The sequence below is a fragment of the Marinospirillum perlucidum genome (assembly GCF_003336805.1).
Classification (GTDB): Bacteria; Pseudomonadota; Gammaproteobacteria; order Pseudomonadales; family Halomonadaceae; genus Marinospirillum; species Marinospirillum perlucidum.
Genome location: NZ_QFWJ01000004.1, coordinates 79,027 through 105,161, shown reverse-complemented (window position 1 = coordinate 105,161; position 26,135 = coordinate 79,027). Strand labels below are relative to the sequence as shown.

The following is a 26,135-nucleotide window of genomic DNA, read 5'->3' as shown; positions in this document are numbered from 1 at the left end:
TATCAGAAGAGTTCCGGACGAATCGCAGTCAGAGGGTTGGCCTGCTGATAGGCATGCGCCGCTCTTAGCACCAGCAGGTCATCATGGCGGGCACCCACCAGCTGCAGACCTATCGGCAAACCGGCTTCTGTGAAGCCGCAGGGAACCGAGCAGGCTGGTTGACCGGTCATGTTGAACGGATAGGTGAAAGGCGTCCAGGTGGGCCAGCGCTTTTCCTTCCAGTCATCAGGGACTTCCTGGCCGGTCGTGAACGCAGGGATCGGCAGACTGGGGGTCAGCAGCAGATCATACTTCTTGTGGAAGAGGTTCATCTTCTCGGTCAAGGCCGCCCTGACATTCATGGCCCCGGTATAATCCAGCAGAGACAGCTTTTCCGCCCAGCTCACCACTTCAATCAAACCCGGGTCCATCAGGTCCCGCTTGTCTTTGCCCAAATCACGAACGGCATTGGCCGCCCCGCCATAGAAAAGCACGTTAAAGCTTTCCAGGGGGTCGTCAAATCCGGGGTCGACTTCTTCCACCTGTGCACCCAAGAGTTCGAATACACGGGCAGCCTCGGCCACACTCGCAGCAATTTCGGGATCGACATCCACGCGGCCAAAACGCGGGCTGTAGGCAATGCGCAGGCCGGAAATGCCTCCTTCGATGCCTTCCAGGAAGCTATCCTGACTGGGTGCCAAGGTGGTATCCCGGGCATCCGGGCCAACCATGATATCCATCATCAAGGCGGTATCCGCCACCGTCCAGGTCATGGGACCGGGGTGAGCCAGGGGTGCAAAAGGAGAAGCCGGCCACATGGGAATCAAGCCCTGGGTAGGCTTGTGCCCGACCAGGCCACAGAAACCTGCGGGAATACGAATCGAGCCACCGGCATCAGTACCCAGAGCCAAAGGAACCATGCCCAAAGGAACGGCGGCACCGGAACCACCACTGGAGCCCCCGGCTGTTTTTTCCGGGTTCCAGGGGTTGTTGGTGGCACCACACAGCGGACTATCAGTTACCCCTTTCCAACCCAGTTCTGGGGTTGTGGTGCGTCCCAAGCCGACAAATCCGGCCCGGCGCAGATTGGCCACCACCGGTGAATCCACCGGGTAGGGTTGAGGGTCTGCTGTTTTCGACCCCTTGAGATTAGGCCAACCCTGAGTCACAAACACATCCTTGATGGCCACCGGAATACCGTCCAGTGGCCCCAGTTCCAAACCCCGTATCCAGCGTTCTTCACTTTGTTTGGCCTGTTTGAGGGTGGTTTCCTCATCCAGATAACACCAGGCATTGACCTGATCATCCAGGCGGTGAATCTGGCGCAGATAAGCTTCTGTTGCTTCCACCGGGGAAACTTCCCGGGTGGCATACATCTCCAGCAACTCCAGGGCGGTGAGACCTTCGATACGGGTTGAGGTGGTCATGAACAGGCTCCTTTTTGAATCACCAACGAGGTTTACTCATCCAAACTAGACCTTTTTTCAACCCGGGGTCAAGTCAATTCAAACCCTTGATAATTAACTCTTGACCCGCCGTGTCTAGCGGCCTAGCCTGAAATTTCCAACCTTGGCAAGTTGCCGACCTTAGTGAACCGGGAGTTGTAGATATGAGTGATATGGATACTGAAATATATGACCGTTCCGAGGTTTCCATGTTTGGCCCTTCCATGCATGCCATCCCCATGCCGGGAATCAGGCGGATGATCAACATGGCGGCCGACCGTGAGAATGTGATTCACCTCTCCATCGGTCAGCCGGATTTCCCCACACCTGAGCATATTATTGAAGCTCATATAGATGCCTTGAGAGCAGGCCAGACCGGTTACACCATGGACTCGGGTCTGCCTGAACTCCTGACCGCTCTCAGGGATTACTACTCGGAACGCTATGGCGTTGACCGACTGACTGAAGACAACTTCCTGGTTACCACCGGCGCGACCGAGGCCATGTACCTGGCCCTGTCAGCGACAGCCGCGCCAGGGCGTCAGTTTATCTGTACCGACCCCACTTTTCTGCTCTACGCTCCGCTGATCCGTATGAACGGGGGCGAGGTTAAGCTGATCCCTACCCGTGCCGAGCATGGACACCAAATCGATCCCCAGGAAGTCATCGATGCCATGGGCATGCGTACCTTTGCCATCGTACTCAACTCGCCCAGCAACCCCACGGGCACTGTCTACCCGCGTGAAACCGTGGAAGCCATCGTCGAGGAAGCCGCTTACCGGGGCATCTATGTTTTTGCCGACGAAGTCTATGACCACTTGATTCTCGATCACATGGATTTCCCCAGTGTGATTAGCTGCACCTCGGATCTGGACCACGTCATGTCCATTTCCAGTTTTTCCAAAACCTTCAGTATGGCCGGCCTCAGGATCGGCTGGATTATTTCCAGTCAGGGCGCCATCCGTAAACTGCGTCGTTACCATATGTTCACCACCACCGTCGCCAACACCCCGGCACAGTGGGCCGGGGTAGCCGCCCTCAGGGGCGATCGCAGCTGTGTGGATGATATGGTGGCCGAATACCGAAGGCGAAGGGATAGAGTGGTGAAGCTGGTTAATGAAGCCCCCTACCTGCAAGGCTATGTGCCGGAAGGGGCCTTCTACATCTTCCCGTCCCTGCCCAAGGGTACAGACGGCAGTAAGCTGGCCCTGCAGCTACTGGATGAAACCGGTGTCTGCGTCATCCCCGGTGATGCCTTCGGGGAAGACTGCTCCAATTACATCCGCATCAGCTACTCCAACTCCATGGATCAGATCGAAGAAGCCTTTGATCGCATGATTCCCTGGTTGGGTAAACAGAAGCTGGGCAAGGACTACAAGTAGTCCCTTCTCAGCTGTCTGGCTGCTGCAACCATCGCCGCCAGTGCCGGTCGAACTTCGGCCCACTGGCGGGTTTTCAGACCGCAGTCGGGGTTGACCCAGAGGCGTTCGGCAGGAATTTTTTCCGCTGCCTTTTGCATCAGCTGCACCATCCAGTCAACTTCAGGAATATTGGGGCTGTGGATATCATAAACCCCCGGCCCGATTTCATTGGGGTATTCGAAATCTTCAAAAGCATCCAGCAATTCCATGTTGGAGCGGGAGGTTTCGATGGTAATGACATCGGCATCCAAATCAGCAATGGCTTCTATAATGTCATTGAATTCTGAATAGCACATATGCGTGTGTATCTGGGTTGCCTCTTCAGCCACAGATGCACTCAGGCGAAAGGAATCCACCGCCCAACGCAGGTATCCCGCCCAATCGGCTTGCCTCAAGGGCAATCCCTCGCGAAAAGCCGGTTCATCAATCTGAATCACGCCAATACCAGCCGCCTGTAAATCCTGCACTTCATCACGCAAGGCCAGGGCGATTTGTTTGCAGGTTACTTCACGGGGTTGATCATCACGAATAAACGCCCACTGCATGCAGGTTAAAGGCCCGGTCAGCATGCCTTTCATGGGTTTGGCTGTCAGGGATTGAGCATAACGACTCCACTCCACAGTCATGGGCTGAGAGCGGGCTACATCTCCATAAATGATTGGCGGTTTGACACAGCGTGAACCATAGCTTTGCACCCAACCGAAGCGGGTGAAAGCATAGCCTTCCAGCTGCTCACCGAAATATTCCACCATGTCATTACGCTCGGCTTCGCCATGCACCAGCACATCCAGTTCCAGGGCTTCCTGTTCCCTGACGGCCTGGGCAATTTCTTCCTGCATCACCTGCCGGTAGGTGTCGTCTGTTATTTGTCCCTGCTTGTAATCCCGACGTGTCTTGCGAATTTCAGGCGTCTGCGGAAAGGAACCGATGCTGGTGGTGGGAAACAGCGGAAGATTCAATGCCTGTTTTTGCACTGCTGCCCTAAGCGCATAGGCTGCTGGCCGCTTCAGATCGGCAGGGGTAATTGCTGCCAGGCGTGCAGCCACTTGAGGGCTGTGAATCAGCGCTGAAGTTTGTCTACTTTTCACTGCCGCCTGCTGTTCTATCCAAACGGAGGTGGTTTCAACCGCATCGCCGTCATCCAGGGCTTTGGCCAGGAGGGCCAACTCATCCAGCTTTTGGCGGGCAAAACTCAGCCAGGCCCGGATTTGCGGGTCCAACTGATCTTCCTGCGCCAGATCCTGGGGAAGATGCAACAGCGAACAGGAGGGCGCCAGCCAGAGCCGTTCGCCCAGGCGCTCTCGAGCTGACTCCAGGTTGGCTTTTAAGGCCGCCAGATCGGCCCGCCAGATATTGCGGCCATCGACAACCCCTGCAGAAAGAATCTTGTAGCCAGGCAGGCGGTCTAATACCTGTTCCAGCTCCTCAGGTGCTCTCACCAAATCCAGATGCAGACCGGCAACCGGCAGATTAACCGCCAGGCCGAGGTTATCCTGCAAACCACCAAAATAGACGGCCACCAGCTTATTGATAGTCACGGCCTGGAGCTGGTTGTAGGCAGTTTCAAAAGCCTGCTTCCATTCCTGGGGCAAATCCAGCGCCAGGATAGGCTCATCCAACTGCACCCAGTCCACTCCCTGATCCGCCAATTTCTGAAGCAGTTGAGCATAAACCGGCAGGAGAGCAGGCAGAAGCTCCAGGGCTGAAAACTCACCCTGGGGCTTGCCCAGCCACAGATAGGTCAGAGGACCCACCAGAGTGACCTTGGGCCGGTAGCCCAGTACCTGAGCTTCACTGACTTCAGCCAACAACCGCTGAGCATTCAGATTGAATAGCTGCTGCGGCTGAAATTCAGGCACCAGATAGTGGTAATTACTATCAAACCACTTGGTCATTTCACAGGCAGCGGCTGGCTGGCCGCAAGGTGCCCGCCCCCGGGCCATGCGGAAATAGGTATCCAGATCATCCTCCTGATCTGTGGTGTGAAAGCGCGGCGGTATTACTCCCAACAACTGGCTGAGATTGAGAATTTGGTCATAAAAGGCAAAATCACCGACGCTGACAAAATCCAGGCCTGCCTTCGCTTGCTCCAGCCAATGCTGCTCACGAAGCTGGCGACCCTGGGTCTCCAGTTCTGCCTTTTGCAGCTGACCGGACCAATACTTCTCCAGGGCAAATTTCAATTCACGCCGGGCGCCCATGCGAGGGTAGCCAGCAATATGGGTAATCGGTTTTGTCATCTTGCATCCTTATACTGATAGTCCAGCCACTGGGTAGCTGGTGATCCCAACATATGAAACGGCCGAAAACGGCTCGCAGAGAAGAACCCGTTTCCGGCCACAGAGGTTGCAAGTATTCTTGGGCAAACCCATAATTGAATCAAACTCAAGTTTTAAAACTTAAAATTGAATTTAATTCAAGGCAAAAGATGCTTGATCTAAGACACCTGAAAACCCTGGTCACCCTGCGCAGCTGCGGCAGCCTGGTGGATGCCGCCGAACGCCTGCATCTGACCCAGTCGGCACTTTCGCATCAGCTCAAATCCCTGGAACACCTTCTGGATAGCGAGCTTTTCATTCGCAAGAGCAAACCCTTACAGTTCACCCCGGCTGGTGAGCGCCTCCTGAAACTGGCTGATGACATCCTGCCGCGCGTGGATGCAGCCCATCGCGATTTACAACGCCTGGCCAAGGGGCAGGCAGGTCGCCTGCACCTGGCAATTGAATGCCACAGTTGCTATCAGTGGTTAATGCCGACCCTGGATGCCTTTCGCAAAGCCTGGCCGGAGGTGGAAATCGACATCCCCGGTGGTCATCATTTTGCTCCCTTGCCTGCCTTGAAACGCCAGGAGCTGGATCTGGTGATTACCGCTGATCCGCGTCCCATCGAGGGCGTCAGCTATACCCCCCTGTTTGAATACGAAAGCCTTCTTGCCCTGGCCAAGGACCATGCTTTTATCAACAAGGAATGGATTCAGCCTGAAGATCTGGCCGAAGAAACCCTGATTACCTATCCGGTGGAGCGTAATCTGCTGGATGTTTTTACCCGTTTTCTTGATCCGGCCGGCATCGAACCCCGACAAATACGTACGGCTGAATTGACTATCCTGATGATGCAACTGGTGGCCAGCCATCGCGGAGTTTGTGCCCTGCCCAGTTGGGCTTTGACGGAATATCTGGAAAGGGACTATGTTGCAGCTCGTCGTATGGGTGAAGAAGGAACCTGGGGAACACTTTATGCAGCCAGCCGGGATAACCAGCAGGATCTGGCTTTTATTCGTGATTTTATTCAACTGGCGCGCCAGACTTCAGCCCAGGTATTGAATAGCATCAAGGCCATTGAAGATTAGACCTTGCAGTCTACTGCACTTTTAGGCAAGATTAAACTTTACCACCCAGTAAACTAATCCGGTAACAGGGATGCAGATGCCAACCAAAAAAACCTTCTCCTTGCTGCTTGCTCTGGTTTTTCTTCTCCTGCTGGTTCTGTGGCTCATCAGCGGACAATTCTTGTCCAGCCGCGAAGAAGCTCCTCCGCCGCCGCCACCCGAGGAAGAAGAAGCTTTTCTGGTGGAAACCCGCAGTATTCAGGCTCAGGAATTCCAGCCACAGCTGCAACTCCAGGGTCAGCTGCAAGCCTCCCAAAGCCTTGTCCTCAAGGCTGAAACTTCGAGCCGTGTAACCCGTTTACCCGTGGCAGAGGGAGAGGCGGCTGAAGCGGGTGAAACCCTTTTGCATCTGGCAGCAGACAGTCGCCCGCAAGAGATCCAACGCCTGGAGGCGGAACGGGCGCGCAGAGCAGCTGAATTGCAAGCAGCAGAACGTCTGGTCGAGGGTGGCAATCTGGCACTTACCGAGTACCTGCGCCTGCAAAGCAGTCTGCTCCAGATAGAGGCCGATCTGAAATCAGCCCAATTGGATCTACAGCATACCCGGCCCCAGGCTCCTTTTAGCGGTTATCTGGAGGAGTTACTGGTCGAAATCGGGGATGCTGTCCAGCCCGGCCAGCAACTGGCTCGTCTGATCAATACCCGCCAACTGCGTGCCCTGGCCCGGGTTCCACAAAAATCAATTGATCAAGTCAGTGAAGGTCAGGTCGTGACCCTGGAGCTACTGGATGGTCAGCAATTAACCGGCGAAGTTGTGTTTGTCGGTCGCCAGGCCGATCCCCAGACCCGGACCTTCCGCCTGGAAGCCCAAATCGACAATTCCGGCCAGCAACGTCTGGCCGGGGCCAGCGCCACTCTAAGAGTTCAGCTACCCAGGACCCAGGCCCACTATCTGGCTGCCTCGCTACTGAGCCTCAACGAGGAAGGTTACCTGGGTATCAAGCATCTAGTGGACAACCAACAGGTGGCCTGGACCCGCGTAGAAGTTCTCAGTAACGATACCTCCGGTGTCTGGGTCGCCGGTCTGCCCGAACAGCTCGAGGTCATTACCCTCGGTGGTGGTTTCGTCAAGGAGGGTGATACTGTCAGAACTCGCACCGCCACCACAGCCGAGGCAAGTGAATAATGTATTTGCTGATCAAGACGGCTGTCGAGCGCAGTAGAGCGACCCTGCTGACACTGCTCTTTTTGTTACTGGGCGGCTGGTTTTCCTACGTGGATATTCCCAAGGAAGCCAACCCGGACGTCACCATCCCTTACGTTTATATTTCCATGTCGCTGGAGGGAGTCAGCCCGGAGGATGCCGAGCGTCTGCTACTACGCCCCATGGAACAGGAGTTGCGGGGGCTGGAAGGCATCAAAAAGATGGTGTCCACTGCCTCCGAGGGGCATGCCTCCATCATGCTGGAATTTGATGCCGGTTTTGATCCCGATCTGGCCTTGCAGAAAACACGCGAGCAGGTGGATACCGGCCAAAGCCAGCTTCCTGCTGAAGCCGATGAGCCACGTGTACACGAAATCAATACAGCCCTTTTTCCTATCCTCTCCATCGGCTTGTCCGGCCCCCTGGATGAAGCCACCCTCTTTGCCACCGGGCGACGCCTGAAAGAAGAATTGGAAGGACTCCCGGAAATCCTGGAAGTGGATATCGGCGGGGATCGCGAACATTTGCTGGAAATACTCGTCAGTCCCCAGGCCATGGAAAGCTATGGTTTGAATTACAGCCAGCTGTTCAACCTGGTTTCCCGCAATAATCGTCTGGTTGCGGCGGGTAGTCTGGATACCGGTTCGGGCCGCCTGGCCATGAAGGTCCCCGGTGTCATTGAGGAGCTGGATGATCTGATGCGCATGCCGGTCAAGGTCGAAGGCTCCACTGTGGTGACCTTTGGCGACCTGGCCCGCATTCACCGCACTTTCAAGGACCCTGATAGCTATGCGCAGATCAATGGTCAGCCGGCCTTGGTACTGGAAGTCACCAAACGCACCGGGACCAACGTCATCGAAACCGTGGAAAAGGTTCGTTACCTGTTGGAAGAGGCTCAGCCGCACCTCCCCGAAGGGCTGGAAGTGGACTTCATTATGGACCAGTCCACCGAGGTCAAAAACACGCTGGATGATCTGCTCAACAATGTTTTGACCGCTGTGGTGCTGGTATTACTTTTGGTCATCGCAGCCATGGGCGTTCGCTCAGCGCTTCTCGTCGGGGTCACTATTCCCGGTGCCTTTTTGATGGGGATATTGCTGATCTGGTCACTGGGTTACACCCTCAACATCATCGTTCTTTTTGCCCTGATCCTGGTGGCCGGGATGCTCGTTGACGGTGCCCTGGTGGTGACCGAGCTGGCTGACCGCTACCTGCACCAGGGGTTTAGTCCCACAGAAGCCTGGACTCGCGCCGCTTCACGAATGAGCTGGCCGATTATTGCCTCCACGGCCACGACTCTGTCGGTTTTTGCTCCCCTGCTTTTCTGGCCGGGCATGGTGGGGGAATTCATGAAATTCCTGCCCATTACGGTCATTCTCTGCCTGACTTCTTCGCTAGCCATGGCCCTGGTTTTTCTGCCTTCTCTGGGCAGCCTGGCCGGTGGACGCCGCTCGGTTGAACCCACGACCAGTGACCAGGACGACCTTAGCCTACTCGGAACCCAGGAATTAACACGCGCTGGGCGGGGTTATCGTAGTCTGCTGAATCAGCTGCTCAAGCGCCCCGGATTAACGCTCTTGGGGATGCTGGCATTAATCCTGGTGATCTATCTGGCCTATGCCAAATTCAACCATGGCATGAATTTCTTTCCTTCGATTGAACCCGAATCCGCCCAGGTTCAGGTCAGGGCAAGAGGCGATCTCTCCATTGAAGAAAGAGATGCGCTGGTCCGCCAGGTGGAAGAAAAACTACTGGGGATGCCCGAGGTCAAAGCCGTCTACGCCCGTTCCTTTGCCGGTCCTGCCGGTGGCGGCCCCTGGGGCGGACCTCCGGAAGATACCATCGGTATTATTCAGTTCCAGTTTACCGACTGGCATGAGCGTCGACCGGCCAGTGAAATCCTGGCCAGTATGCGAGAAAGAACAACGGGCATTCCCGGTATCCTGCTAAATTTCCGTGAGCAGGAGCAAGGACCGGGCGCAGGCAAGCCCGTGGTCTTGGAAATCAGCTCGCAAAGCCCGAGTAAGGCAGAAGAGGCACTGGAAGCCATCAAAGGCCGCATGCAGGAACTAGGTGGTTTCACCGATTACCAGGATGATCGTAATCTGGCGGGTATCGAATGGCGTTTCCAGGTGGACCGTGAAGCAGCAGCCCGCTACGGGGCCGATGTCGCTACCGTCGGCAGTGCTGTGCAACTGGTCACCAATGGCCTCTTACTGGCCACCTACCGCCCGGCCGATGCCGATGACGAGGTAGACATCCGGGTTCGTCTGCCCTATGCCGATCGTACCCTGAACCAGTTACAGCAGCAGACCCTGTCTACCAGTGCAGGGCAGGTCCCGTTGAATCAGTTCGTGACACTGGAACCTGCCCCCAAGATCGGCAACCTGCGCCGAGTGGATGGGCGCCGAACCCTCACTCTGCGCAGTGATCTGGAAAGCGGCTATCAGTTGGATGAAAGACTGACCCAATTACGCCCCTTTTTCAGCCAACTGCCTGAAGGTGTGGAAGTGAGAATCGGCGGTGAAGATGCCGATATGAAAGAAACCCAGACTTTCCTGATGCTGGCTTTTTTGGTCGCCATCTTCCTGATGCTGATTATTCTGGTGCTCCAGTTCAACAGCCTCTACCAGAGTCTGCTGGTGCTCTCGGCGATTGTTTTTTCCACTGCCGGGGTGCTTCTGGGGCTCCTCTTGGCCGGTCAGCCCTTTGGCGTGGTCATGGTTGGCATGGGGATCATTGCCCTGGCCGGTATCGTGGTCAATAACAATATCGTGTTGATCGATACCTATAATCATCTACGCCAGCAGGGTCTGGAAGCCCGCCAAGCCGCCCTGGAAACCGGCTGTCTGAGGCTACGCCCTGTTTTGCTGACGGCCTTGACCACTATCTTGGGGCTAATGCCTATGGTGATGGGCATCAACGTCAACCTGATAGAACCCAGTCTGGCTCTGGGTGCCCCTTCCACTCAATGGTGGCGGCAACTTTCCAGTGCGATTGCCGGTGGACTGGCCTTTGCTACCCTGCTTACCCTGGTTTTGACACCCTGTTTGCTGGTTTTGGGACAGAAGTTGTCAATCCGTGAAAGGAAAATGCAAGCCACTTCCTAGCTGCGTTCTTCTCTCAGGGCCACGAGATAGTACCCCGGAATAAAAAAGCCCGGCAAATTAGCCGGGCTTTTACAAATCAAGTGAGCAACGCATTACTTCTTAGCGTTGGCTGCATCCTTGTCCATGATGCTTTTCAGTTTTTTGATACTCCAGACGCTGGCAACAACCATTACGGCTACCAGCACAAGGCTTGCTACAACATATTGATCCAGATACATAAGGTCTCTCCACCGACTGATTAAGGCTGATGCCCATTTTCTAAGTTTAACGCATATTTTAACTGAGAGAATAGCACTAACCTTAATCTGGATCATGAATTACAATGTTCACCTTCCAACCATAAATGAGTCTGAGGGAGTTGCATCCAATGAAAAAAGCAGTTGAAGAGTTGAATCGTGGCGTTCCTACCTACTGGAAAGCCCGTTTGCTGCTCGCGGATGCAAGCCACCAGGGCTACAAGGGTTTTTGGGCCTACACCCAAAGCCTGAGTGAAGAGGAAATCCGCTTTCAAAGTGAGCGCAAGCTGAAAAAAGGTGCGGCGGTCAAACTCGAGGTTTTCGCCATTCACCAGGGACAAAAGCATCACCTGCTTCTGGGGGGCAAGGTGTTGAGCTCCGTACTCCTGGCTTGTGGAACCCTTTATGGTATTGATCTGGAAATCAAACAAATGAAAGCTGAAGACAAGGCTTTTATTCAGCAATACCTGAAGGATAAGAAGAACATGAAATTGACCTACACCAGCTTCTAGCTCAAAGATCAGGGAATCAGGCGGTTAATCCCGTATTCACGATCCAGCCACTGGCCAATGGCATTGTTACCACTAAGATGGTGGGCATACTGGGTATGCAGGCAGCGCACCTGCTGCCAGTTCTCGATTCCGCCAACACCTCGCCGCTCAAAGACTGGATTGAAACCCAGTTCTTCCACTCGGGCGCGGGTCGAAGCTGACATGGCTTCCCAACGGCGGCGAATATAATCCTCATGGCTATGCCGATAAGCCTGCATCAGGTCTTCGTCTTCCTGCAGACGTGCTTCCAGTTCCTTGATAACTCCGGCAGCCTCCAGGTGGGATAACTCCTTAACCAGAAGCCGACTGGAAAGCCAGTAGAGAGTGGGAAAAGGCTTGTCATCCACCAATGCATCCACCTGTACGACCAGAGGCCGGCCATGGCTGTCTACAGCAGTTACCCACTGCATTCCCTTGGGTTCGCGCCCCAGTTCTTCGGTAATGATGCGTTGCTGTTCGGGTGTCGGCTTTTGTTGGATGGCAGTTAACATGATGATCTTTATTCATTAAAAAAACCGAGTGGCCTGGCCACCCGGCTGTTGTACGACTGCTGAGAAAAGCCTGAAAACTTAACGGCCCAGATAGGCGCTCAACATCCAGACTGTTTTTTCCTGTTGAGAGATATAATCGCTCATCAGAGCAGCGGTGCCTTCATCATCGGCTTCACCGGCCAATTCCATGATAGAGCGCTGCATCTGAATAATGGTTTTATAGCCGGCCAGCAACCCTTCTACACAGGCTTTGCCTTCACTGACCTGCTTGTCTTCCTTGATCTCACTGGTAGCAATGTAATCACTGAAGGCATGCAAAGGACGATGGCCCAGGGTCAGAATACGTTCTGCCAGCTCATCAACCTTGAGCAGTAGGTCGTTATAGTGCTCTTCAAATTTAACGTGGAGTTCAAAAAACTCAGGACCCTGGATGTTCCAGTGGTAACCACGCACGTTCATGTAAAAAATCTGGTAGTTGGCCAAAAGGGTGTTCAGCTTCTCGGAAAGCTGGGTTGCCTTGGCTGTATCCAAACCGATGCGGTTAGTGCTCATTCTTACAACCTCCTTGCTCGTTAAATATTTCACTTAATACTTTAATGCTAAAAAGCCGGGCTGACTAAGTGAGACTTTTCATCTCTATTATAGGCATTGTTTATCAGAAACAAAGCTGAAATAGGGTTTGGGTGCAGAAGGCAACTCTTGCGCCAGTTCTTCTACCCCTCTAACCAGGGACTCAGTAGTCTCTGCCTGGAGATTGATATGGCCCAGTTTGCGCCCTGCTCTTTCTTCTTTGCCATAGAGATGCAGATGAGCCGCTTTCTTGGCCAGAATCTTCCGGGTAGCAGGCAACTGACCAATCAGGTTCAGCATACAAGTCGGTTTAACCACCTCAGTAGAACCCAAGGGCAAGCCAGCCACGGCCCGTAAATGGTTCTCAAACTGGCAGGTAATTGCGCCTTCCTGGGTCCAGTGACCGGAGTTATGCACGCGCGGGGCCATTTCATTGGCCAGCAACTGGCCATCGGCTTTCTGGAAGAGTTCCAGCGTCAGCACGCCAACATAGTCCAGTTCCTGAAGAAGGGAACGAATATAGGTTTCAGCCTGTTTCTGGGTATTGGCATCCAGATCCGGCAGGGGGGCCAGGGAATAACGCAGAATACCATCAACATGGTGATTTTCGGCCATGGGATAAAAGACCACTTCACCCTCCTGACCCCGGACAGCAATAATGGAAACCTCACGAACAAAATCGACAAAGGCTTCCACGATCAGGCAAGGGTGACCGATTTCCTGCCAGGCGGTTTCTGCTTGTGAAGCCTGCTTAAGCACTGCCTGCCCCTTGCCGTCATAGCCTTCAGTTACGGATTTGGCCACGACCGGACGGCCCTTGGCTTCACCTAATTCGGCAACAGCAGCGGCCAGTTCCTGAGCAGATTCGACCAAACGGTATTCAGGTGTTGGAATATCCAGCTGGGTAAAAAGCTGTTTTTCCAGTGAGCGGTTCTGACAAACCTCCAGAGCTCGGCTACCGGGATAAACCGGCTTGTGCTTTTCGATTTCTCTGACCAACTCGACCGGCAGATGCTCGAATTCATAAGTCACCTGATCCACCTGCTCAAGAAAAGCAGACAACTGCTCCCTGTCCGGATCGATCAGGGTGGTACCAATATCAGCGCTGGGATTACCACTGGTATCCAGGAAGACGAAGCGTTGACCCAGCGGATAACCCGCCAAGGCCAGCATCTGCCCGAGTTGTCCTGCACCGAGAATACCTGTTCGCATAGCGGCCTCTTAGTCTTCGCGCGGGTCGGGGTTGTCGAGAACGGTCTGGGTTTGCTGGCTGCGGAAAAGGTCCAGCTTTTCTGCAACGCCAGCATCCTGCAAAGCCACGATCTGAGCAGCCAGAATCCCGGCATTGGTTGCTCCCGCTTTGCCAATTGCCAGAGTAGCCACAGGAACACCGCCGGGCATCTGGGCAATAGAAAGAAGAGAATCCATCCCCTTAAGGGCCTTGGACTCAACCGGTACACCCAGGACAGGCAGCGGCGTTTGCGATGCAGCCATACCCGGCAAATGGGCAGCGCCACCGGCACCGGCAATGATGGCCTGGAGACCACGCTCTTTTGCTGTTTTCGCATATTCAAACAGCAGGTCAGGGGTACGGTGGGCAGAAACAACTTTCACTTCATAAGTCACGCCCAGTTTTTCCAGCATCTGCACGGCATGTTCCATGGTCGGCCAGTCCGACTTGGAACCCATAATGACGCCTACTTGTGGCTGCATGAGTTAAACCTCAGTTTTAAAAACTGCAAAAAAATGAAAGCTGGTGAGGATACCCTTAAACGCCACGCGGGAAAAGTCTCAATTATGACTTTTGCAAAGACAGTGTTCCGGTTAAGCTGACCGCTTTTAGCAACAAGCCTTAGGAGAGACTGAATGCTGGTTAAACTGGGACTGGCTTTGCTGGTACTACCTCTTGTGGTACTGATGGGTAGCTGGGGTATGGAATATGCGGATGTCAGTAGCTGCATTCATACAGGCAACCAGTATGACTACCAAACAGGGCAGTGTGTGGAAGGGTCCAGGGCTGTTTTCATTCCTTTTGCCGAACGCCACCCAACCCTCGTCAGTGCTAGCTTCTGGCTGGCCTGTGCCGGTCTGGTGATGTGTCTGGTAGGGCTCTACCAAAGCCGGCGCTAAAAGCGCCGGCCAGGTAGATTTAGATATAATTGAACAGACTCAATTGCGAAACCCGGCTGAAAGCCTGTTGGCCAGCCTGCAAAGACATCTGCTGTTGCTGAAAACGGGTGATGGCTTCGGCATAATCCAGATCTTCCAACTCGGACAGACTTTTCTTGGCAAAAAGCTCAAAGTCTTCGTTGCTGTTGATCACCGCTTCCAAAGTATTCTGGCGTGAACCAATTTGCGAACGGGTCTGAGACAGCTGCTCAAAAGCAATATCGATATTGTCCATGGACGTACGAATTGCTTCCTTGTCCACATCAGCGACGGTACCGCCGGTGCCATTACCCGTTGCGTTGACAAAATACTGGATAACCCCAAGCATATTGCCAACAGAGGGTGTAGAGGGATCAGCCACAGCAGGGATATCACCAACTCCCACAGCGGCATTATCAGCACCACTACCATCAGACTGCCAGAAAACCTCATCACCATTGGCATCAACCATACGCAAACCATCAAGATTCTCAAATGCACGGTCACCAGAGGTCAGCATCTTGATAAAGGTATCATCAGCGACCTGAGCCTCTCTTTCAATGGGATCACCCTGAAATTCATTGCCGTTATAAGCTTTTTGATCAGCCTGACTACCGGCAAAGATATATTCACCACTTTCATTCTTGGTATTCACCAACCCCTGCAGGTGACCCAGAATTTCCTTGGCTTCCAGCCCCGTGGCCTTGACCTGTTCGTCACTCCATTGGTCACTACTCAATTGGACGGCCATTTCTTTCAGACGAATCAGACTGCTTTCCATCTGATCCAGAACGGATTCAGTCTGGCTGAGGTTTTTATCGGCAAAATCCGCATTGCGGGTTTGCTGGGCCACCACGGAAATTCGGGTTTTGGTATTCAGGGTTTGAGCTGAAGCGACGGGATCATCAGCAGGGGTAACGATAGCCTTGCCGGAACCCAACTGGTTGTTGGTGTGGTTCATCCGGCTCTGACTCTGGGTCATGTTATAAAGGCCGGTATTAAACATCTGGGCTGTGGACATGCGAATCATGATCAATTACCTCCCGACGCTGTTCAGTAGCGTATCAAACATCTTCTGAGCAGCAGAAATCACTTGAGTGGAAGCCTGGTAGGCCTGCTGGAAACGAATCAAATTGGCTGCTTCTTCATCCATGTTGACGCCGGATGTCGATTCACGCATCGCCTTGGTCTGCTCAAGAACCGAGCGGCTGACTTCCGTGGCGGTACGCGACTCAGAGGTCTGGATACCCGTTTTCTCGACCAGCATGGAGTAGGTTTCCCCCAAACTGCTGCCACCCGTACCATCAGCCTGGGCTTCTACCAGGGCCTCATTTTGCAGTGCTGACAAGCCAGCACCATTTTCACCGCCGGCCTTGCCTTCCAAGACCCAGGAATCACCGGCTTGAGCAGCAGCGGCATCATTGACGTTCAAAATCAGGTTGGAACCACCAATTGTGAAAGTATAGGTGCCGTCACCATTATCGACACCAGTTGTCGCCGCACCGGTTTCATCGGTCAAAATAAAATCGGCACCATCATAGTCAACCTGAGCGCCAGACAGATCGACCGGACCAGCACCAAAGCTGGTCAGCTTCTCACCTGACAGATCACTAAAGCTCAGCGTGGTTGTACCTACATTATCTTCATCCGGTGAAATACCACTCAAGGCAATTTTATCGGTATTACTCAGGTCACCAGAGCGCTCTAGCTGGGATGCACCGATGCGCACAGGAGAAATCAGCAAGCCATCTTGAAATACTGCCTGAACATTGGCAGAAGCAGCATCCAGATCAAAGGGGTTGGTCCCTGTTCCTGCATCAGTGACCCGGAAGCCATACTCAGTTGCCATGGCATCGTTCAACAAACCCAATCCGGCTGTCGAGGCAGCAAAAGGGCCACCTGCTGGCGTAACATCTTGACCAGTCACCGAATCACGAAGTGTCAGGTTGGTACCATCGCTTTTAAGAATAAACTCTTCGGCAGGCAACTGATCCAGATTATCTGAATCCAGCCAAACGCCGATATCCAGATCGCGCTGCAAACCGGGTACCCGGTCCTGCATGAATTCACGCGTATTAATGTCTTTGAAAAAATTGCCGCCCTGGTCACCATTCAGATCCACACCCTGCTGGTGCTGATTATTGAACTCACCAGCAAAAACCATGGCGATGCGCCCCATTTCATTGAGCGCCGGGTCCAGGGTATCAGTGCGATAGCGCAGTACTCCACCCATTTCGCCGCCAGTCAGGCTGGAGTTGACCTTCATGGTCGCACCATCCTCATCAACCAGATTGACGTCATAGCGACCCTTGTCATATTCACCAGGCACAGCTTCCAGATGATTCACATTTTCGCCGACAATCAGGGGCACCCCCTTGCCGATGAAAACATTGACATCCAGCTCGTCCTGCTTGATCACATCCACTTCGATAATTTCACTGAGTTGGCGCAGCATTTCTTCGCGCTTGTCCAGCAAATCATTGGGCGGCTGATTGCGGCTCGCCTGGTAAACGCGGATTTCACGGTTGATTTCACCAATACCATCGGCCAGCTCATTGACCCGTGCCGAGTAGGTACGCAACTGGGTATTGATGTTGTTATTCTGGTCAGCAAGACGCGACTGGGCTGACTTGAAACGTTGACTGACACTGTCACCCTGACTGAAAAGAAGTTCACGAGCTGGCTTGGATAGAGGGTCATTGGCAGCTGACTGAACACCATCAAAGAAACCGTTCAAGGCTGTACCCAGAGCAGAACTTTCATTGGCCAACAGGTTATCCAGCTCATTGGCATTTCTGAGGAAGGCTTCATTATCCATGACCCGGCTGGTATCAACACGCACCTGGTTGGTCACATACTGATCAACGATCCTTTCGATAGTCTGGGTACGAGACCCGGTACCCAAATAGCCAGCTCCGGTACCAAACGGCGGATTGGTTTCCTGAATCGCCCGCTGACGTGAATACCCGGGAGTATCTATATTGCTGATATTGTGACCGGTCACGGAAAGATTGTTGCGACTGGTGCGCAACCCGGTTAAGCCTAAATTCAGTAGATCTGACATACAGCCTTCCCTCTAATGGTATTCAGTAACTCAGGATGATATCGGCAGCCTAGCGATCTTCTGCACCGCTATCCCGTTGTTCATCTTCAAGTGTTTGTAACGCCTGGTTAAGGGTTGAACCATCCAGGATATTGACAATCTTGCGGGCATACTGGGGGTCAGTTGCGTAACCAGCCTGCTGCAATCCCTGGGCAAAAGCCTGGGGGTTCTCTCTTTGTTCCAGGGCTTGCTGATAGCGCGGATTGGCCGTCAGAAAGTCAATGTAATCATGCATGGAATCTTCAAAAGATTCGTAAGCCCGGAAGTGAGCTCTTTCCTGCTGTGGCTGGCCGTTGCGATATTCCAGAGTAGGAATTTCTGCCGCTTCCCCTTCCCAGCGCTGGTCGGCCTTGATACCAAACAGGTTGAAACTGTTGGAGCCATCTTCACGGGCAATCATATGGCGACCCCAACCGGTTTCCAGCGCCGATTGCGCCAGCATTACCCTGGGATCAACACCCAGCCTTTCCGCTGCTCTTTCAGCAATCGGGTAAAGGTGGCGTACAAAGTCTTCCGGTGAAGCAAAATAGGCTCGCTTGTCTTCACGTACCGGCAGTCCCTGGATCTCCAAAGGCTGACGGCCCGCAACCTGACTGGCTGCCACAAGTGGTGGGCGCTGTCCGGCCTGAATGGCTTCAGCGGCAGCACGGCGATCAGCCTGACTCATTTCCGTGGCTTCACGGTTGGCTGCAGCAGCCAGAGGCACGGAAGGACTTCTCAGGCGTCTTTCTTGAAGCTGCTGCATCACATCTTCAGCCAGCAGCTGAGCACCCCGGCGTACGTCTGCAGGCACATCGTTTTGTGCTTCAGCTGGAGAATCACCCAGTTGCTTGACCAGTACATCAGCCAACCCCAGACCTTCACCACCGTTACCCTGGGAAATAGCCAGAGAGAATTGCTCGTCAAGCATCCCCCGGTAATGCTGCATCTCATTGGAGTTAAACAGGGAGTCTTCACCACCAATGAGCTCATCAGCCTGACGTGCGCTCTTCATGATCATCTGTACAAAGAGGGCCTCAAACTGGCGGGCAACCTCCTTCAGCGCTTCGGGATCGTCTTCAACTGCACCCTGTTTCAGGTCACGCAGACCTTGAAAATCGTGATAGGTTTCCTGAGCGCGACGGTAGTGTCCATTATTTGCATCAATCATCTGGCAACTCCCTAGATCACGATAAGTTCAGCATTCAGTGCACCCGCCTGTTTCAGGGCTTCCAGTATCGCCATCAGGTCACCGGGGGCAGCACCGATCTGGTTCACCGCTCGAACAATCTCATCCAGTGTCACCCCGGCATCAAACTTGAACATGGGGTTGTTTTCCTGTTCAGCATCGATTTGGGTATTTTGCTGCACCTGGGTTTCCCCGTCGGCGAGAGCCTCTGGCTGAACCACTTCAGGATTTTCAGTAATAGTGACGGTCAGAGCGCCATGAGTAACTGCAGCCGGAGCAACACGAACATCCTGACCGATGACGATGGTGCCGGTTCGTGAATTAACAATCACCTTGGCCGCCGAGCTGGCAGTATCCACTTCCAGATTTTCCAGCACTGACAGAAAAGCGACCCGTTGGCTGGTATCACGAGGAGCACGCACGCGAACAGACACTGGGTCCAGAGCTTGAGCAACACCCGGCCCCATCATTTCGTTAATCTTTTCTTCAATACGACGAGCAGTGGTGAAATCCGGGTTATGCAGATTGAAGGTCAGGGTGTCCTTTTCCGAGAAGATATTGGCAACTTCTCTTTCCACCATACCACCATTGGGAATACGGCCAACACTGGGCACATTAACGGTAATACTGGAACCATCTTCACCCTCAGCACCAAAACCACCGACGACCAGACTACCTTGGGCAACGGCATAGGTATTGCCATCGGCACCTCTTAGCGGAGTCATCAACAGGGTGCCACCTCGTAGGCTTTCGGCATTACCAATTGAAGAAACGGTGACATCCAGACGCTGACCCGGTTTGGCAAAGGCAGGCAATTCAGCATTGATGGTAACTGCAGCCACGTTCTGGGATTGAGGATCAACACCTGGCGGCAGAGTAATGCCAAACTGATTCATCATGTTGGCAAATGTCTGGTTGGTAAAAGGGGCGTTATCCCCCGTACCATTCAGGCCCACGACCAAACCATAGCCAATCAGTTGGTTACTGCGCACCCCTTCTACCGAAGTAATATCCTTTAACCGGCTGGTCTGGGCATAAAGCGATCCAGAAAAAAGGACCAGACCCAACACAAGCAGGGCAAGCTGCTGAATAAATCTGATCGATGTTTTATGTTTACTGGGCAACATAGCTTTACCTGTTAATCCAACCGGATCCTGTTAATTAAAGTGGCCACCAACCGCTATTGAAAAAGCGGGTCAACCAGCCCTGGCGATTGTTATTGGCCAAGTCACCCGTACCATTATAAGTCAAACGAGCATCAGCCATTTGCACTGAGCTGACGGTATTATTAGGCTGGATATCCTCGGGACGAACGATACCGGAGACACGTACATACTCGGAGCCTTGATTGAGAGTCAGCCATTTTTCACCGCGAATCAAGAGATTGCCGTTGGGGTAAACCTCGTGAACAGTGGCTGTAATCGACCCCTGAAGACTATTGCTCTGATCTGCACTGGCATCGCCGGAAAATTCACGCCCTGAACTCATACCCACACTCAAATCCAGGGGGTTACGCCCGCCAATGGTAGGGCTGGCAATATCCACTTCTGTCTCACGGCTCATATCAGTCGATGACGAGTTGCTGGATTGGGTCTGCTCTTCCAGAACGATAGTAATGACATCCCCCACCCGGTAAGCCTTGCGGTCACCATAAAGACCATTGCCATAACCTTCCTGGTAAAGCGAACCGGCCGTTGCAGGAGGCGGCTGCATGCGGCTGGGCTGAACGGGAGCATAATGCGGATCATCGGGCTGGGCCGCAGGCTGGCTGCTTGCACAGCCAGTGATCAGGGCCAGCAAAACACCAAGGATCAAGGATGTTTTAAGAAACTGCATTACTGCCTCCCCTTCAAGCTAAGGCTCGATTAAAGCGTCTGGTTCAGATTGCGCAGCATATCATCTGCAGCGGAAACCACTTTGGTATTCATTTCGTAAGCACGCTGGGTGGTAATCATATCCACCAGCTCTTCCACCGCACTGACGTTGGACAACTCCAAGCTGCTCTGCTCGATAGCACCATAGCCATCTTCACCACCCACACCAACAAGCGGCGCACCTGAGCCTGCAGTTTCAGCAAAAACGTTATTACCTTTCGCCAGAAGACCGGCAGGGTTAATAAAGTCGACTACTTCAATCTGGCCGATTTGCTGGGGACTATCTTCTTCACCAGCCTGGGTTACTGTCACGGTGCCATCGCGACCAATGGTAATAGAGCTGGTGTTGTCAGGCAGGATAATTTCCGGATCCAGAGGATAACCATTGGTATTAACAACCCGGCCGTCTTGATCCAAATGGAACTGACCGTTACGGGTATAGGACACGCTGCCATCCGGCATCGCCAGACGGAAGAAACCGCGACCGTTGATGGCCATGTCCAAAGGCTGACCGGTTACTTCCAGGCTGCCTTCAGTAAATTCGCGCTGGGTGCCCGCCACACGTACACCAGTACCCAGTTGCAAGCCGGTCGGCAGGGTAGCATCGCCACCATTTTGGGCACCTGGCATGCGCTGAGCCTGATACAGGAGGTCTTCAAAAACCGCCTTGTTGCGCTTGTGACCAATGGTGTTAACGTTTGCCAGGTTGTTGGAAATGGTGGACATCTTGGTGTCCATCGCCTGCAAACCTGTTTTACCTGTCCAAAGTGCCGGATGCATAACTTACCCCTTAAAAATTCTAAAAAATCGTTTCAATGAAAGTCTAAGCTGTCTTAACCCATCCGCAGGATGGAGTTGACCTTGGCCGCATTATCATCAACCGACTTCATCATCTTGACGTTCATTTCATACTGGCGAGATAGCGCCAGGATGTTGGTTAATTCGTTCACAGCATTCACATTGCTGGTTTCCAGGGTGCCGGATTCCACCTGAACAAATTCATTATTTGGCAAAACACCCCCGGGGAAATCAGCTGGGCGCATCAGACCATCCAGCCCTTTCTCCATGGTGACATCCAGCTCCTGAGCACTCACCAGCTTGATATTGTCCACGATGGTTGAGTCGGCACCGCCAGCTTCATTGCCCACGGAAACACCGCCATTGCCATTGATATAAATGTACTGCCCCGGCGGCAAGACCACAGGCCCACCATTGCCGATCACCGGCAAGCCGTTGCCGGTTCTTAGCACCCCGTTGGGGTCAATATTGAGATCGCCACGACGAGTATAGGCTTCAGTCCCATCAGGGGCCTGCACAGCCAACCAGCCTTCACCTTTGATAGCGATATCCAGAGGGCGCCCGGTATGATCGTAATGACCCGACTCGATATCCGTGGCAGGACGCTCAGTCAGCGCATAAACGCGGCTGGGATGATGCTGCCCAAAGACCGGCATGGCACGAGCCTGCTCAAAATCAGCACGAAAGCCGGTTGTATTGGCGTTGGCCAGGTTATTAGAGCGTGCCGTTTGCGCCATCATATTGTGCTTGGCACCGGTCATCGCAATAAAGAGGGCTTTATCCATGAGTACCTCCGAAATCAGAATTACCCTTTTACTTGCAAGGCATGTGCCAAAAATAACAAAAGCGCACTCTGGTGCGCTTTACAAGGAGGTTTCATCTATTTGGAAGCAACTCAGCAAAATCCAGATAGGCAAGCTTTTGCCATAAAAAAAGCTCCAGAGGCAATTACCCCTGAAGCCTTTTTAAACCGCAAGCTGACGAGAGTCAGCCACCGCTTAGCGCAGGTTAATAATGGTCTGCGTTAGGGTGTCCTGAGTCTGGATGGTTTTGGCATTGGCCTGGTAGTTACGCTGGGCAATAATCATATTAACCAGCTGCTCGGACAGATCCACCGTCGAACCTTCCAGAGCACCACCCTCGACAACGCCGGTAATGCCCGTACCTGCCATATTGACCGTAGGAATCCCCGACTCAAAGGTTTCAACCCAAGCAGTTGAACCCACAGCCTTAAGGTTTTCCGGACTGGTAAAGGTGGCAATAGGAACCTGACCAATTGCACGGTTCTGACCATTGGTATAACGGCCAAAGATCGTTCCATCTTCACTAACTTCCATACCAGCCAGACGACCGGTGGTATAACCATCCTGGGTTTGCGACTGAACTGCTGATTCCGCGCCGTATTGAGTGGAACCCAGGATATTGAATTCAATTTGATCCTGAGTAGCCCCTGCCTGACCAAAGTAAGCCCCGGCAACCTGACCAGCAACATCCAGATTGATACGCTGGTTAGCATTCGTGGTAGTACCACCGCCGCCAGTCGTAGGGTCAATCCCACCGCCAGCAACAGCATCGTGCACCTCGGCCAGACCACCCTCTTCATTGAAGAGCAGCATGCCATGGTAAAAATCATCAATGGTATTACCTGAAGTCGACCAGGCATCAGCAGCCACCGTGGTACCGGAACCATCATTCTGGTACATATTGCCGTCCAGGGTAGTCACCACTGCCCAAGCATTACCGCCAGTGTAGGAGTTAGCTATCAAGGGGTTGGCATTACTGGGATCCACCTTGATAAAGTATTCACGCAGAGTGTGGGGATTACCCAGACTGTCATAGGTGGTCGTGGAGTTAGCGTAGCTATAAGTGGTTGAATCCGTTGGATCAAAGGTGGTCGGATCCAGAACGGTGTCGGTAGCATCCAGGTTAAACTCGACATCCACTTCCGAGGTGGCATTGGGCTCAACGTTGGACTGGGAAATGCGCACATCACCCAAAGCACCCGATTGAATATTACCCTGAAGATCCGCCTCATAACCCTGCAAACGCTTGCCGGTGTTATTTACGATGTAGCCGTCTTTATCCAGGCCAAAATAACCGGCACGGGTGTACTGGGTCTGACCATCTTCAGAAACGATAAAGTAGCCATTACCGTTAATCGCCAGATCCAGAGCATTGTCAGTGTAGTCAATATTACCCTGGGTGTGCTGTTGGAAAATACGCTCAACCAAGACACCGGACCCTACCGAGTTCTTGCCGGTTCCTAAAACAGCCGATGCATAAACATCGCCAAATTCAGCGCGGGATTGCTTAAAACCCACTGTGCTGGCATTGGAGATATTGTTACCCGTTACACTCAGATCCATTTGCGCGCCGCGCAGACCGGATAGACCAATATTAAAACTCATAGTAGCGCTCCCCTGCTTGGAATTAGTTGATTACTTTAACTTCGCGCAAGGGCACAGCATCGCCCAAGCCACTGATATTAAGCATGATCTCACCCCGCTCACCGGCGTTCAGAGCCACACTATCCACGTTGCGACCCAGGTAGAGATCTACCTGCTCGTTGACGCCATCGCGGGTAGCATAAGCTCGGAATTGATAATTACCGGGCGGGAAAGGCTGACCTTCCGTATCCAGACCATCCCATTCAAAAGCCACATCACCCTTCTCGCGAGAACCCAGAGTGATATCGCCGATGTACTCACCTTCTGCCGTGTAGGCTGCCACAAACACATTGGAGGCAGAATCCTGCAGCTCAATAGTGCCCTTAACAGACTTGCCTTCTTCCAGCTGGGTAGAATTGGCCAACACCTGTACAGAGCGACCCACCAGCGTGGAAGCCTGAAGCGCCTGAGTGGACTGCAACTGGCTGGTAAAGCCTTCCAGACTGGAAGACATATTGGTGATACCTTCCAAAGAAGAAAACTGCGCCAGCTGAGCAATGTACTCGGTATTGTCTGTTGGCTTCAGCGGGTCCTGATTCTCCATCTGGGTAATCAGCAGTTTCATGAACTCGTCTTTGCCCAGCTCATTACTACCCTGCGTTTTACTTGCTTCGCGCTGTCGGTTTTCTACCTGAAGGCTTTGGTAGAAGTCAGTTTTTTCAATACTCATAGCTAGGATCTCAAGTATTAATTGCTTTTGCCGCTTACGGCACCGGGCGGCAAGTTGTTGCCGCCTGCATTCAAATCAGCCTCAGGCACCCTGACCCAGGGTCAGCACACGCTGCATCATCTGCTTGCTGGTATTCATGACTTCCACATTGGTCTGGAAAGACCGGGAAGCAGCCAGCATGTCAGTCATTTCCTCCACCACATTGACGTTGGGGTAGAAAACATAACCTTCTTCATTAGCCATGGGGTGATTGGGCTCATGGCGCATCTGCAGCTCCTGGTTGCTTTCCACAATACCCAGAACATTGACGCCCTCACCGGCCACATCACGAGGATTAAAACTGGTTGTAGGATTCTGGAAACCGTATTCATCGGTAATGCCCTGCTTGTAACGCTCCAGCATGGGGGCAAAAACCGGCTTACGAGCCCGGTAGGTCTCTTCCACAGAAGAACTCACACTCTGGGCGTTAGCCAGGTTGGAGGCGGTCGTGTTCAGCCGCACGCTTTGTGCGTTCATGCCGCTGCCAGCAATATGAAAAATATTATTCAGTGACATCAGCTAGACTCCTATTGGTTCTTCATGGCTTTAGTCAAGCCGGAAAACTTGCTGTTCAAAAAGGTGAAGCTGGCTTGAAAGTCCATGGCATTCTGGGAAAATTCAGCCTGCTCGATATCCGCTTCAACGGTGTTGCCATCAATGGCTGGCTGATGAGGAATCCGGAACTTCAATGCCGAGTCAACTAGAACCCCTTCGGCAGGGATGTGCCGATTTTGGGTGCGCTCCAACTGCATACGCTCGCGGTTTTCATACTCGCCCTGCAGAATACCCTTGAAATCCAAATCGCGAGCTTTGTAGCCCGGCGTATCACTGTTGGCCAGGTTGTTGGCCAGGATTTCTGCCCGCTGGCTACGCACATTCAAAGCATCAGCATGAATACCCAGAGCATTGTTGAAGTTGATTGACATGGCGTCCTCCGAATTTCTTTGCTTTATAGCATTCAATTAACGTGCCACAAATAAAATATCCTTTAATATCACTGATCTACACAAAATCTTGTTTAGCTAATGCATTTTTCAAAGCGGGGGTGGCCGGTCAGGCGGCAAAAGTCTGCCGCCTGCATTGCAGGGTGATTTTTTATCCACCCTGCCTCCACGACTGGAGATAGGCTTGGTCTGTCTAATCAGGATGCTTTACTATTACCCTGATCCGATCAGAATTCAGAAAATATCCAAACAACCATGCAAGCACGCAAAAAACTGCTCTATAAGCTCCTTTATCTACTTCAGCAACGTCTGGACCAACAAGGCCACTGGCAGGTCAGCCAACCTGCGCCTCAGGCTTTTGAAAGCCAAGAACCCTTTTGCGTCGATTCCATGACGCTGCAACAGTGGCTGAGATATATTTTTGTACCCAGAATGCAGGCTCTACTGGAATCACCCACGCAATTACCCGGCGAGTGCGCCATCACCCCCCAGGTAGAAATGCAAATCGAAACCGCCAACCTTTCCGAGATCACCGAAGTCACCCAGGCGATCGATCAGCTGATCAGTGAAGGCAAGGTTCCGCCGACACAACTCTTGCGACAAGCGTAA

Annotated in this window: 25 protein-coding genes; 7 read left to right on the top strand and 18 right to left on the bottom strand. The window is 53.0% G+C overall.

The window, feature by feature from the left end; all coding sequences use genetic code 11:
• Positions 1 to 2: 2 nt before the first annotated feature.
• The gene (locus DFK18_RS07585) at positions 3 to 1,406 is read right to left on the bottom strand and encodes an amidase (RefSeq protein ID WP_114417654.1); all 1,404 of its coding nucleotides are present in this window, start codon (positions 1,404 to 1,406) and stop codon (positions 3 to 5) included.
• A 182-nt stretch (positions 1,407 to 1,588) separates the two neighbouring features.
• Here DFK18_RS07585 and DFK18_RS07580 point away from each other — a divergent pair, with 182 nt between their 5' ends.
• Complete coding sequence (locus DFK18_RS07580) at positions 1,589 to 2,806, top strand: pyridoxal phosphate-dependent aminotransferase (RefSeq protein WP_114417653.1); 1,218 nt, start codon at positions 1,589 to 1,591, stop codon at positions 2,804 to 2,806.
• Here DFK18_RS07580 and metE read toward each other — a convergent pair.
• Positions 2,797 to 5,085 (bottom strand): 5-methyltetrahydropteroyltriglutamate--homocysteine S-methyltransferase, encoded by a 2,289-nt coding sequence (gene metE / locus DFK18_RS07575; RefSeq protein WP_114417652.1) that lies wholly within the window; start codon positions 5,083 to 5,085, stop codon positions 2,797 to 2,799. The two genes, DFK18_RS07580 and metE, sit on opposite strands and share 10 nt — an antisense overlap.
• Before the next feature lie 188 nt (positions 5,086 to 5,273).
• Here metE and DFK18_RS07570 point away from each other — a divergent pair, with 188 nt between their 5' ends.
• From DFK18_RS07570 to DFK18_RS07560, 3 genes are all read left to right on the top strand, one after another.
• On the top strand, positions 5,274 to 6,194 hold the full coding sequence (locus tag DFK18_RS07570; protein WP_114417651.1) for a LysR family transcriptional regulator: 921 nt from the start codon (positions 5,274 to 5,276) through the stop codon (positions 6,192 to 6,194).
• Between the two features lie 76 nt (positions 6,195 to 6,270).
• Positions 6,271 to 7,359 carry an efflux RND transporter periplasmic adaptor subunit gene (locus DFK18_RS07565; RefSeq protein WP_162299726.1) on the top strand — a complete coding sequence of 363 codons (1,089 nt, stop codon included), beginning with the start codon at positions 6,271 to 6,273 and terminating at the stop codon, positions 7,357 to 7,359.
• Positions 7,359 to 10,487: an efflux RND transporter permease subunit gene (locus DFK18_RS07560; protein WP_114417649.1), complete on the top strand. Its 3,129-nt coding sequence runs from the start codon at positions 7,359 to 7,361 to the stop codon at positions 10,485 to 10,487. The genes DFK18_RS07565 and DFK18_RS07560 overlap by 1 nt, the downstream gene beginning before the upstream one ends.
• 92 nt (positions 10,488 to 10,579) lie before the next feature.
• Here the strand turns inward: DFK18_RS07560 and DFK18_RS14740 are convergent, their stop codons facing one another.
• Entirely contained in the window at positions 10,580 to 10,705 is a 126-nt protein-coding gene (locus tag DFK18_RS14740) for a hypothetical protein (RefSeq protein ID WP_281269766.1), read from the bottom strand.
• Between the two features lie 149 nt (positions 10,706 to 10,854).
• On the opposite strand from DFK18_RS14740, the gene DFK18_RS07550 reads away from it, so the two are divergent.
• On the top strand, positions 10,855 to 11,235 hold the full coding sequence (locus DFK18_RS07550; RefSeq protein WP_114417647.1) for a hypothetical protein: 381 nt from the start codon (positions 10,855 to 10,857) through the stop codon (positions 11,233 to 11,235).
• Positions 11,236 to 11,243: 8 nt separating this feature from the next.
• Here the strand turns inward: DFK18_RS07550 and DFK18_RS07545 are convergent, their stop codons facing one another.
• The 4 genes from DFK18_RS07545 to purE all read right to left on the bottom strand — a co-directional run bounded on the left by DFK18_RS07545 (position 11,244) and on the right by purE (position 14,048).
• On the bottom strand, positions 11,244 to 11,765 hold the full coding sequence (locus tag DFK18_RS07545) for a DUF501 domain-containing protein (protein WP_114417646.1): 522 nt from the start codon (positions 11,763 to 11,765) through the stop codon (positions 11,244 to 11,246).
• Between the two features lie 78 nt (positions 11,766 to 11,843).
• Positions 11,844 to 12,317: a Dps family protein gene (locus DFK18_RS07540; protein WP_114417645.1), complete on the bottom strand. Its 474-nt coding sequence runs from the start codon at positions 12,315 to 12,317 to the stop codon at positions 11,844 to 11,846.
• An 87-nt stretch (positions 12,318 to 12,404) separates the two neighbouring features.
• Positions 12,405 to 13,547: a 5-(carboxyamino)imidazole ribonucleotide synthase gene (locus DFK18_RS07535; protein WP_114417644.1), complete on the bottom strand. Its 1,143-nt coding sequence runs from the start codon at positions 13,545 to 13,547 to the stop codon at positions 12,405 to 12,407.
• A 9-nt stretch (positions 13,548 to 13,556) separates the two neighbouring features.
• On the bottom strand, positions 13,557 to 14,048 hold the full coding sequence (gene purE / locus DFK18_RS07530; protein WP_114417643.1) for a 5-(carboxyamino)imidazole ribonucleotide mutase: 492 nt from the start codon (positions 14,046 to 14,048) through the stop codon (positions 13,557 to 13,559).
• Between the two features lie 153 nt (positions 14,049 to 14,201).
• Here purE and DFK18_RS07525 point away from each other — a divergent pair, with 153 nt between their 5' ends.
• The gene (locus tag DFK18_RS07525) at positions 14,202 to 14,465 is read left to right on the top strand and encodes a hypothetical protein (RefSeq protein WP_114417642.1); all 264 of its coding nucleotides are present in this window, start codon (positions 14,202 to 14,204) and stop codon (positions 14,463 to 14,465) included.
• 19 nt (positions 14,466 to 14,484) lie between these two features.
• Here DFK18_RS07525 and flgL read toward each other — a convergent pair whose 3' ends face one another.
• The 11 genes from flgL to flgB form a co-directional block, all read right to left on the bottom strand.
• Positions 14,485 to 15,513 (bottom strand): flagellar hook-associated protein FlgL, encoded by a 1,029-nt coding sequence (gene flgL / locus DFK18_RS07520; protein ID WP_114417641.1) that lies wholly within the window; start codon positions 15,511 to 15,513, stop codon positions 14,485 to 14,487.
• A 6-nt stretch (positions 15,514 to 15,519) separates the two neighbouring features.
• Positions 15,520 to 17,547 (bottom strand): flagellar hook-associated protein FlgK, encoded by a 2,028-nt coding sequence (gene flgK / locus DFK18_RS07515; RefSeq protein WP_114417640.1) that lies wholly within the window; start codon positions 17,545 to 17,547, stop codon positions 15,520 to 15,522.
• 49 nt (positions 17,548 to 17,596) lie between these two features.
• Positions 17,597 to 18,736 (bottom strand): flagellar assembly peptidoglycan hydrolase FlgJ, encoded by a 1,140-nt coding sequence (gene flgJ / locus DFK18_RS07510; protein ID WP_114417639.1) that lies wholly within the window; start codon positions 18,734 to 18,736, stop codon positions 17,597 to 17,599.
• Positions 18,737 to 18,747: 11 nt separating this feature from the next.
• Entirely contained in the window at positions 18,748 to 19,881 is a 1,134-nt protein-coding gene (locus DFK18_RS07505) for a flagellar basal body P-ring protein FlgI (protein WP_114417638.1), read from the bottom strand.
• Between the two features lie 34 nt (positions 19,882 to 19,915).
• The gene (flgH, locus tag DFK18_RS07500; protein WP_114417637.1) at positions 19,916 to 20,590 is read right to left on the bottom strand and encodes a flagellar basal body L-ring protein FlgH; all 675 of its coding nucleotides are present in this window, start codon (positions 20,588 to 20,590) and stop codon (positions 19,916 to 19,918) included.
• A 29-nt stretch (positions 20,591 to 20,619) separates the two neighbouring features.
• Complete coding sequence (gene flgG, locus DFK18_RS07495; protein ID WP_114417636.1) at positions 20,620 to 21,408, bottom strand: flagellar basal-body rod protein FlgG; 789 nt, start codon at positions 21,406 to 21,408, stop codon at positions 20,620 to 20,622.
• Between the two features lie 53 nt (positions 21,409 to 21,461).
• Positions 21,462 to 22,211, bottom strand: coding sequence for a flagellar basal body rod protein FlgF (locus DFK18_RS07490; RefSeq protein ID WP_114417635.1), 750 nt, complete (start codon positions 22,209 to 22,211; stop codon positions 21,462 to 21,464).
• Between the two features lie 213 nt (positions 22,212 to 22,424).
• On the bottom strand, positions 22,425 to 23,834 hold the full coding sequence (flgE, locus tag DFK18_RS07485) for a flagellar hook protein FlgE (RefSeq protein WP_114417634.1): 1,410 nt from the start codon (positions 23,832 to 23,834) through the stop codon (positions 22,425 to 22,427).
• Between the two features lie 22 nt (positions 23,835 to 23,856).
• Positions 23,857 to 24,543: a flagellar hook assembly protein FlgD gene (locus tag DFK18_RS07480; protein WP_114417633.1), complete on the bottom strand. Its 687-nt coding sequence runs from the start codon at positions 24,541 to 24,543 to the stop codon at positions 23,857 to 23,859.
• Positions 24,544 to 24,624: 81 nt separating this feature from the next.
• Positions 24,625 to 25,098: a flagellar basal body rod protein FlgC gene (gene flgC, locus DFK18_RS07475; protein ID WP_114417632.1), complete on the bottom strand. Its 474-nt coding sequence runs from the start codon at positions 25,096 to 25,098 to the stop codon at positions 24,625 to 24,627.
• An 11-nt stretch (positions 25,099 to 25,109) separates the two neighbouring features.
• Positions 25,110 to 25,508, bottom strand: coding sequence for a flagellar basal body rod protein FlgB (flgB, locus tag DFK18_RS07470; protein WP_114417631.1), 399 nt, complete (start codon positions 25,506 to 25,508; stop codon positions 25,110 to 25,112).
• 273 nt (positions 25,509 to 25,781) lie between these two features.
• Between flgB and DFK18_RS07465 the strand changes: the two genes are divergently transcribed.
• Positions 25,782 to 26,135: a YqcC family protein gene (locus tag DFK18_RS07465; RefSeq protein WP_114417630.1), complete on the top strand. Its 354-nt coding sequence runs from the start codon at positions 25,782 to 25,784 to the stop codon at positions 26,133 to 26,135.

Bases quoted from the DNA above. Each gene is read 5' to 3' on its own strand.
- DFK18_RS07585 (WP_114417654.1), bottom strand. From the start codon at position 1,406: ATGACCACCTCAACCCGTATCGAAGGTCTCACCGCCCTGGAGTTGCTG.
- DFK18_RS07580 (WP_114417653.1), top strand. From the start codon at position 1,589: ATGAGTGATATGGATACTGAAATATATGACCGTTCCGAGGTTTCCATG.
- metE (WP_114417652.1), bottom strand. From the start codon at position 5,085: ATGACAAAACCGATTACCCATATTGCTGGCTACCCTCGCATGGGCGCC.
- DFK18_RS07570 (WP_114417651.1), top strand. From the start codon at position 5,274: ATGCTTGATCTAAGACACCTGAAAACCCTGGTCACCCTGCGCAGCTGC.
- DFK18_RS07565 (WP_162299726.1), top strand. From the start codon at position 6,271: ATGCCAACCAAAAAAACCTTCTCCTTGCTGCTTGCTCTGGTTTTTCTT.
- DFK18_RS07560 (WP_114417649.1), top strand. From the start codon at position 7,359: ATGTATTTGCTGATCAAGACGGCTGTCGAGCGCAGTAGAGCGACCCTG.
- DFK18_RS14740 (WP_281269766.1), bottom strand. From the start codon at position 10,705: ATGTATCTGGATCAATATGTTGTAGCAAGCCTTGTGCTGGTAGCCGTA.
- DFK18_RS07550 (WP_114417647.1), top strand. From the start codon at position 10,855: ATGAAAAAAGCAGTTGAAGAGTTGAATCGTGGCGTTCCTACCTACTGG.
- DFK18_RS07545 (WP_114417646.1), bottom strand. From the start codon at position 11,765: ATGTTAACTGCCATCCAACAAAAGCCGACACCCGAACAGCAACGCATC.
- DFK18_RS07540 (WP_114417645.1), bottom strand. From the start codon at position 12,317: ATGAGCACTAACCGCATCGGTTTGGATACAGCCAAGGCAACCCAGCTT.
- DFK18_RS07535 (WP_114417644.1), bottom strand. From the start codon at position 13,547: ATGCGAACAGGTATTCTCGGTGCAGGACAACTCGGGCAGATGCTGGCC.
- purE (WP_114417643.1), bottom strand. From the start codon at position 14,048: ATGCAGCCACAAGTAGGCGTCATTATGGGTTCCAAGTCGGACTGGCCG.
- DFK18_RS07525 (WP_114417642.1), top strand. From the start codon at position 14,202: ATGCTGGTTAAACTGGGACTGGCTTTGCTGGTACTACCTCTTGTGGTA.
- flgL (WP_114417641.1), bottom strand. From the start codon at position 15,513: ATGATTCGCATGTCCACAGCCCAGATGTTTAATACCGGCCTTTATAAC.
- flgK (WP_114417640.1), bottom strand. From the start codon at position 17,547: ATGTCAGATCTACTGAATTTAGGCTTAACCGGGTTGCGCACCAGTCGC.
- flgJ (WP_114417639.1), bottom strand. From the start codon at position 18,736: ATGATTGATGCAAATAATGGACACTACCGTCGCGCTCAGGAAACCTAT.
- DFK18_RS07505 (WP_114417638.1), bottom strand. From the start codon at position 19,881: ATGTTGCCCAGTAAACATAAAACATCGATCAGATTTATTCAGCAGCTT.
- flgH (WP_114417637.1), bottom strand. From the start codon at position 20,590: ATGCAGTTTCTTAAAACATCCTTGATCCTTGGTGTTTTGCTGGCCCTG.
- flgG (WP_114417636.1), bottom strand. From the start codon at position 21,408: ATGCATCCGGCACTTTGGACAGGTAAAACAGGTTTGCAGGCGATGGAC.
- DFK18_RS07490 (WP_114417635.1), bottom strand. From the start codon at position 22,211: ATGGATAAAGCCCTCTTTATTGCGATGACCGGTGCCAAGCACAATATG.
- flgE (WP_114417634.1), bottom strand. From the start codon at position 23,834: ATGAGTTTTAATATTGGTCTATCCGGTCTGCGCGGCGCGCAAATGGAT.
- DFK18_RS07480 (WP_114417633.1), bottom strand. From the start codon at position 24,543: ATGAGTATTGAAAAAACTGACTTCTACCAAAGCCTTCAGGTAGAAAAC.
- flgC (WP_114417632.1), bottom strand. From the start codon at position 25,098: ATGTCACTGAATAATATTTTTCATATTGCTGGCAGCGGCATGAACGCA.
- flgB (WP_114417631.1), bottom strand. From the start codon at position 25,508: ATGTCAATCAACTTCAACAATGCTCTGGGTATTCATGCTGATGCTTTG.
- DFK18_RS07465 (WP_114417630.1), top strand. From the start codon at position 25,782: ATGCAAGCACGCAAAAAACTGCTCTATAAGCTCCTTTATCTACTTCAG.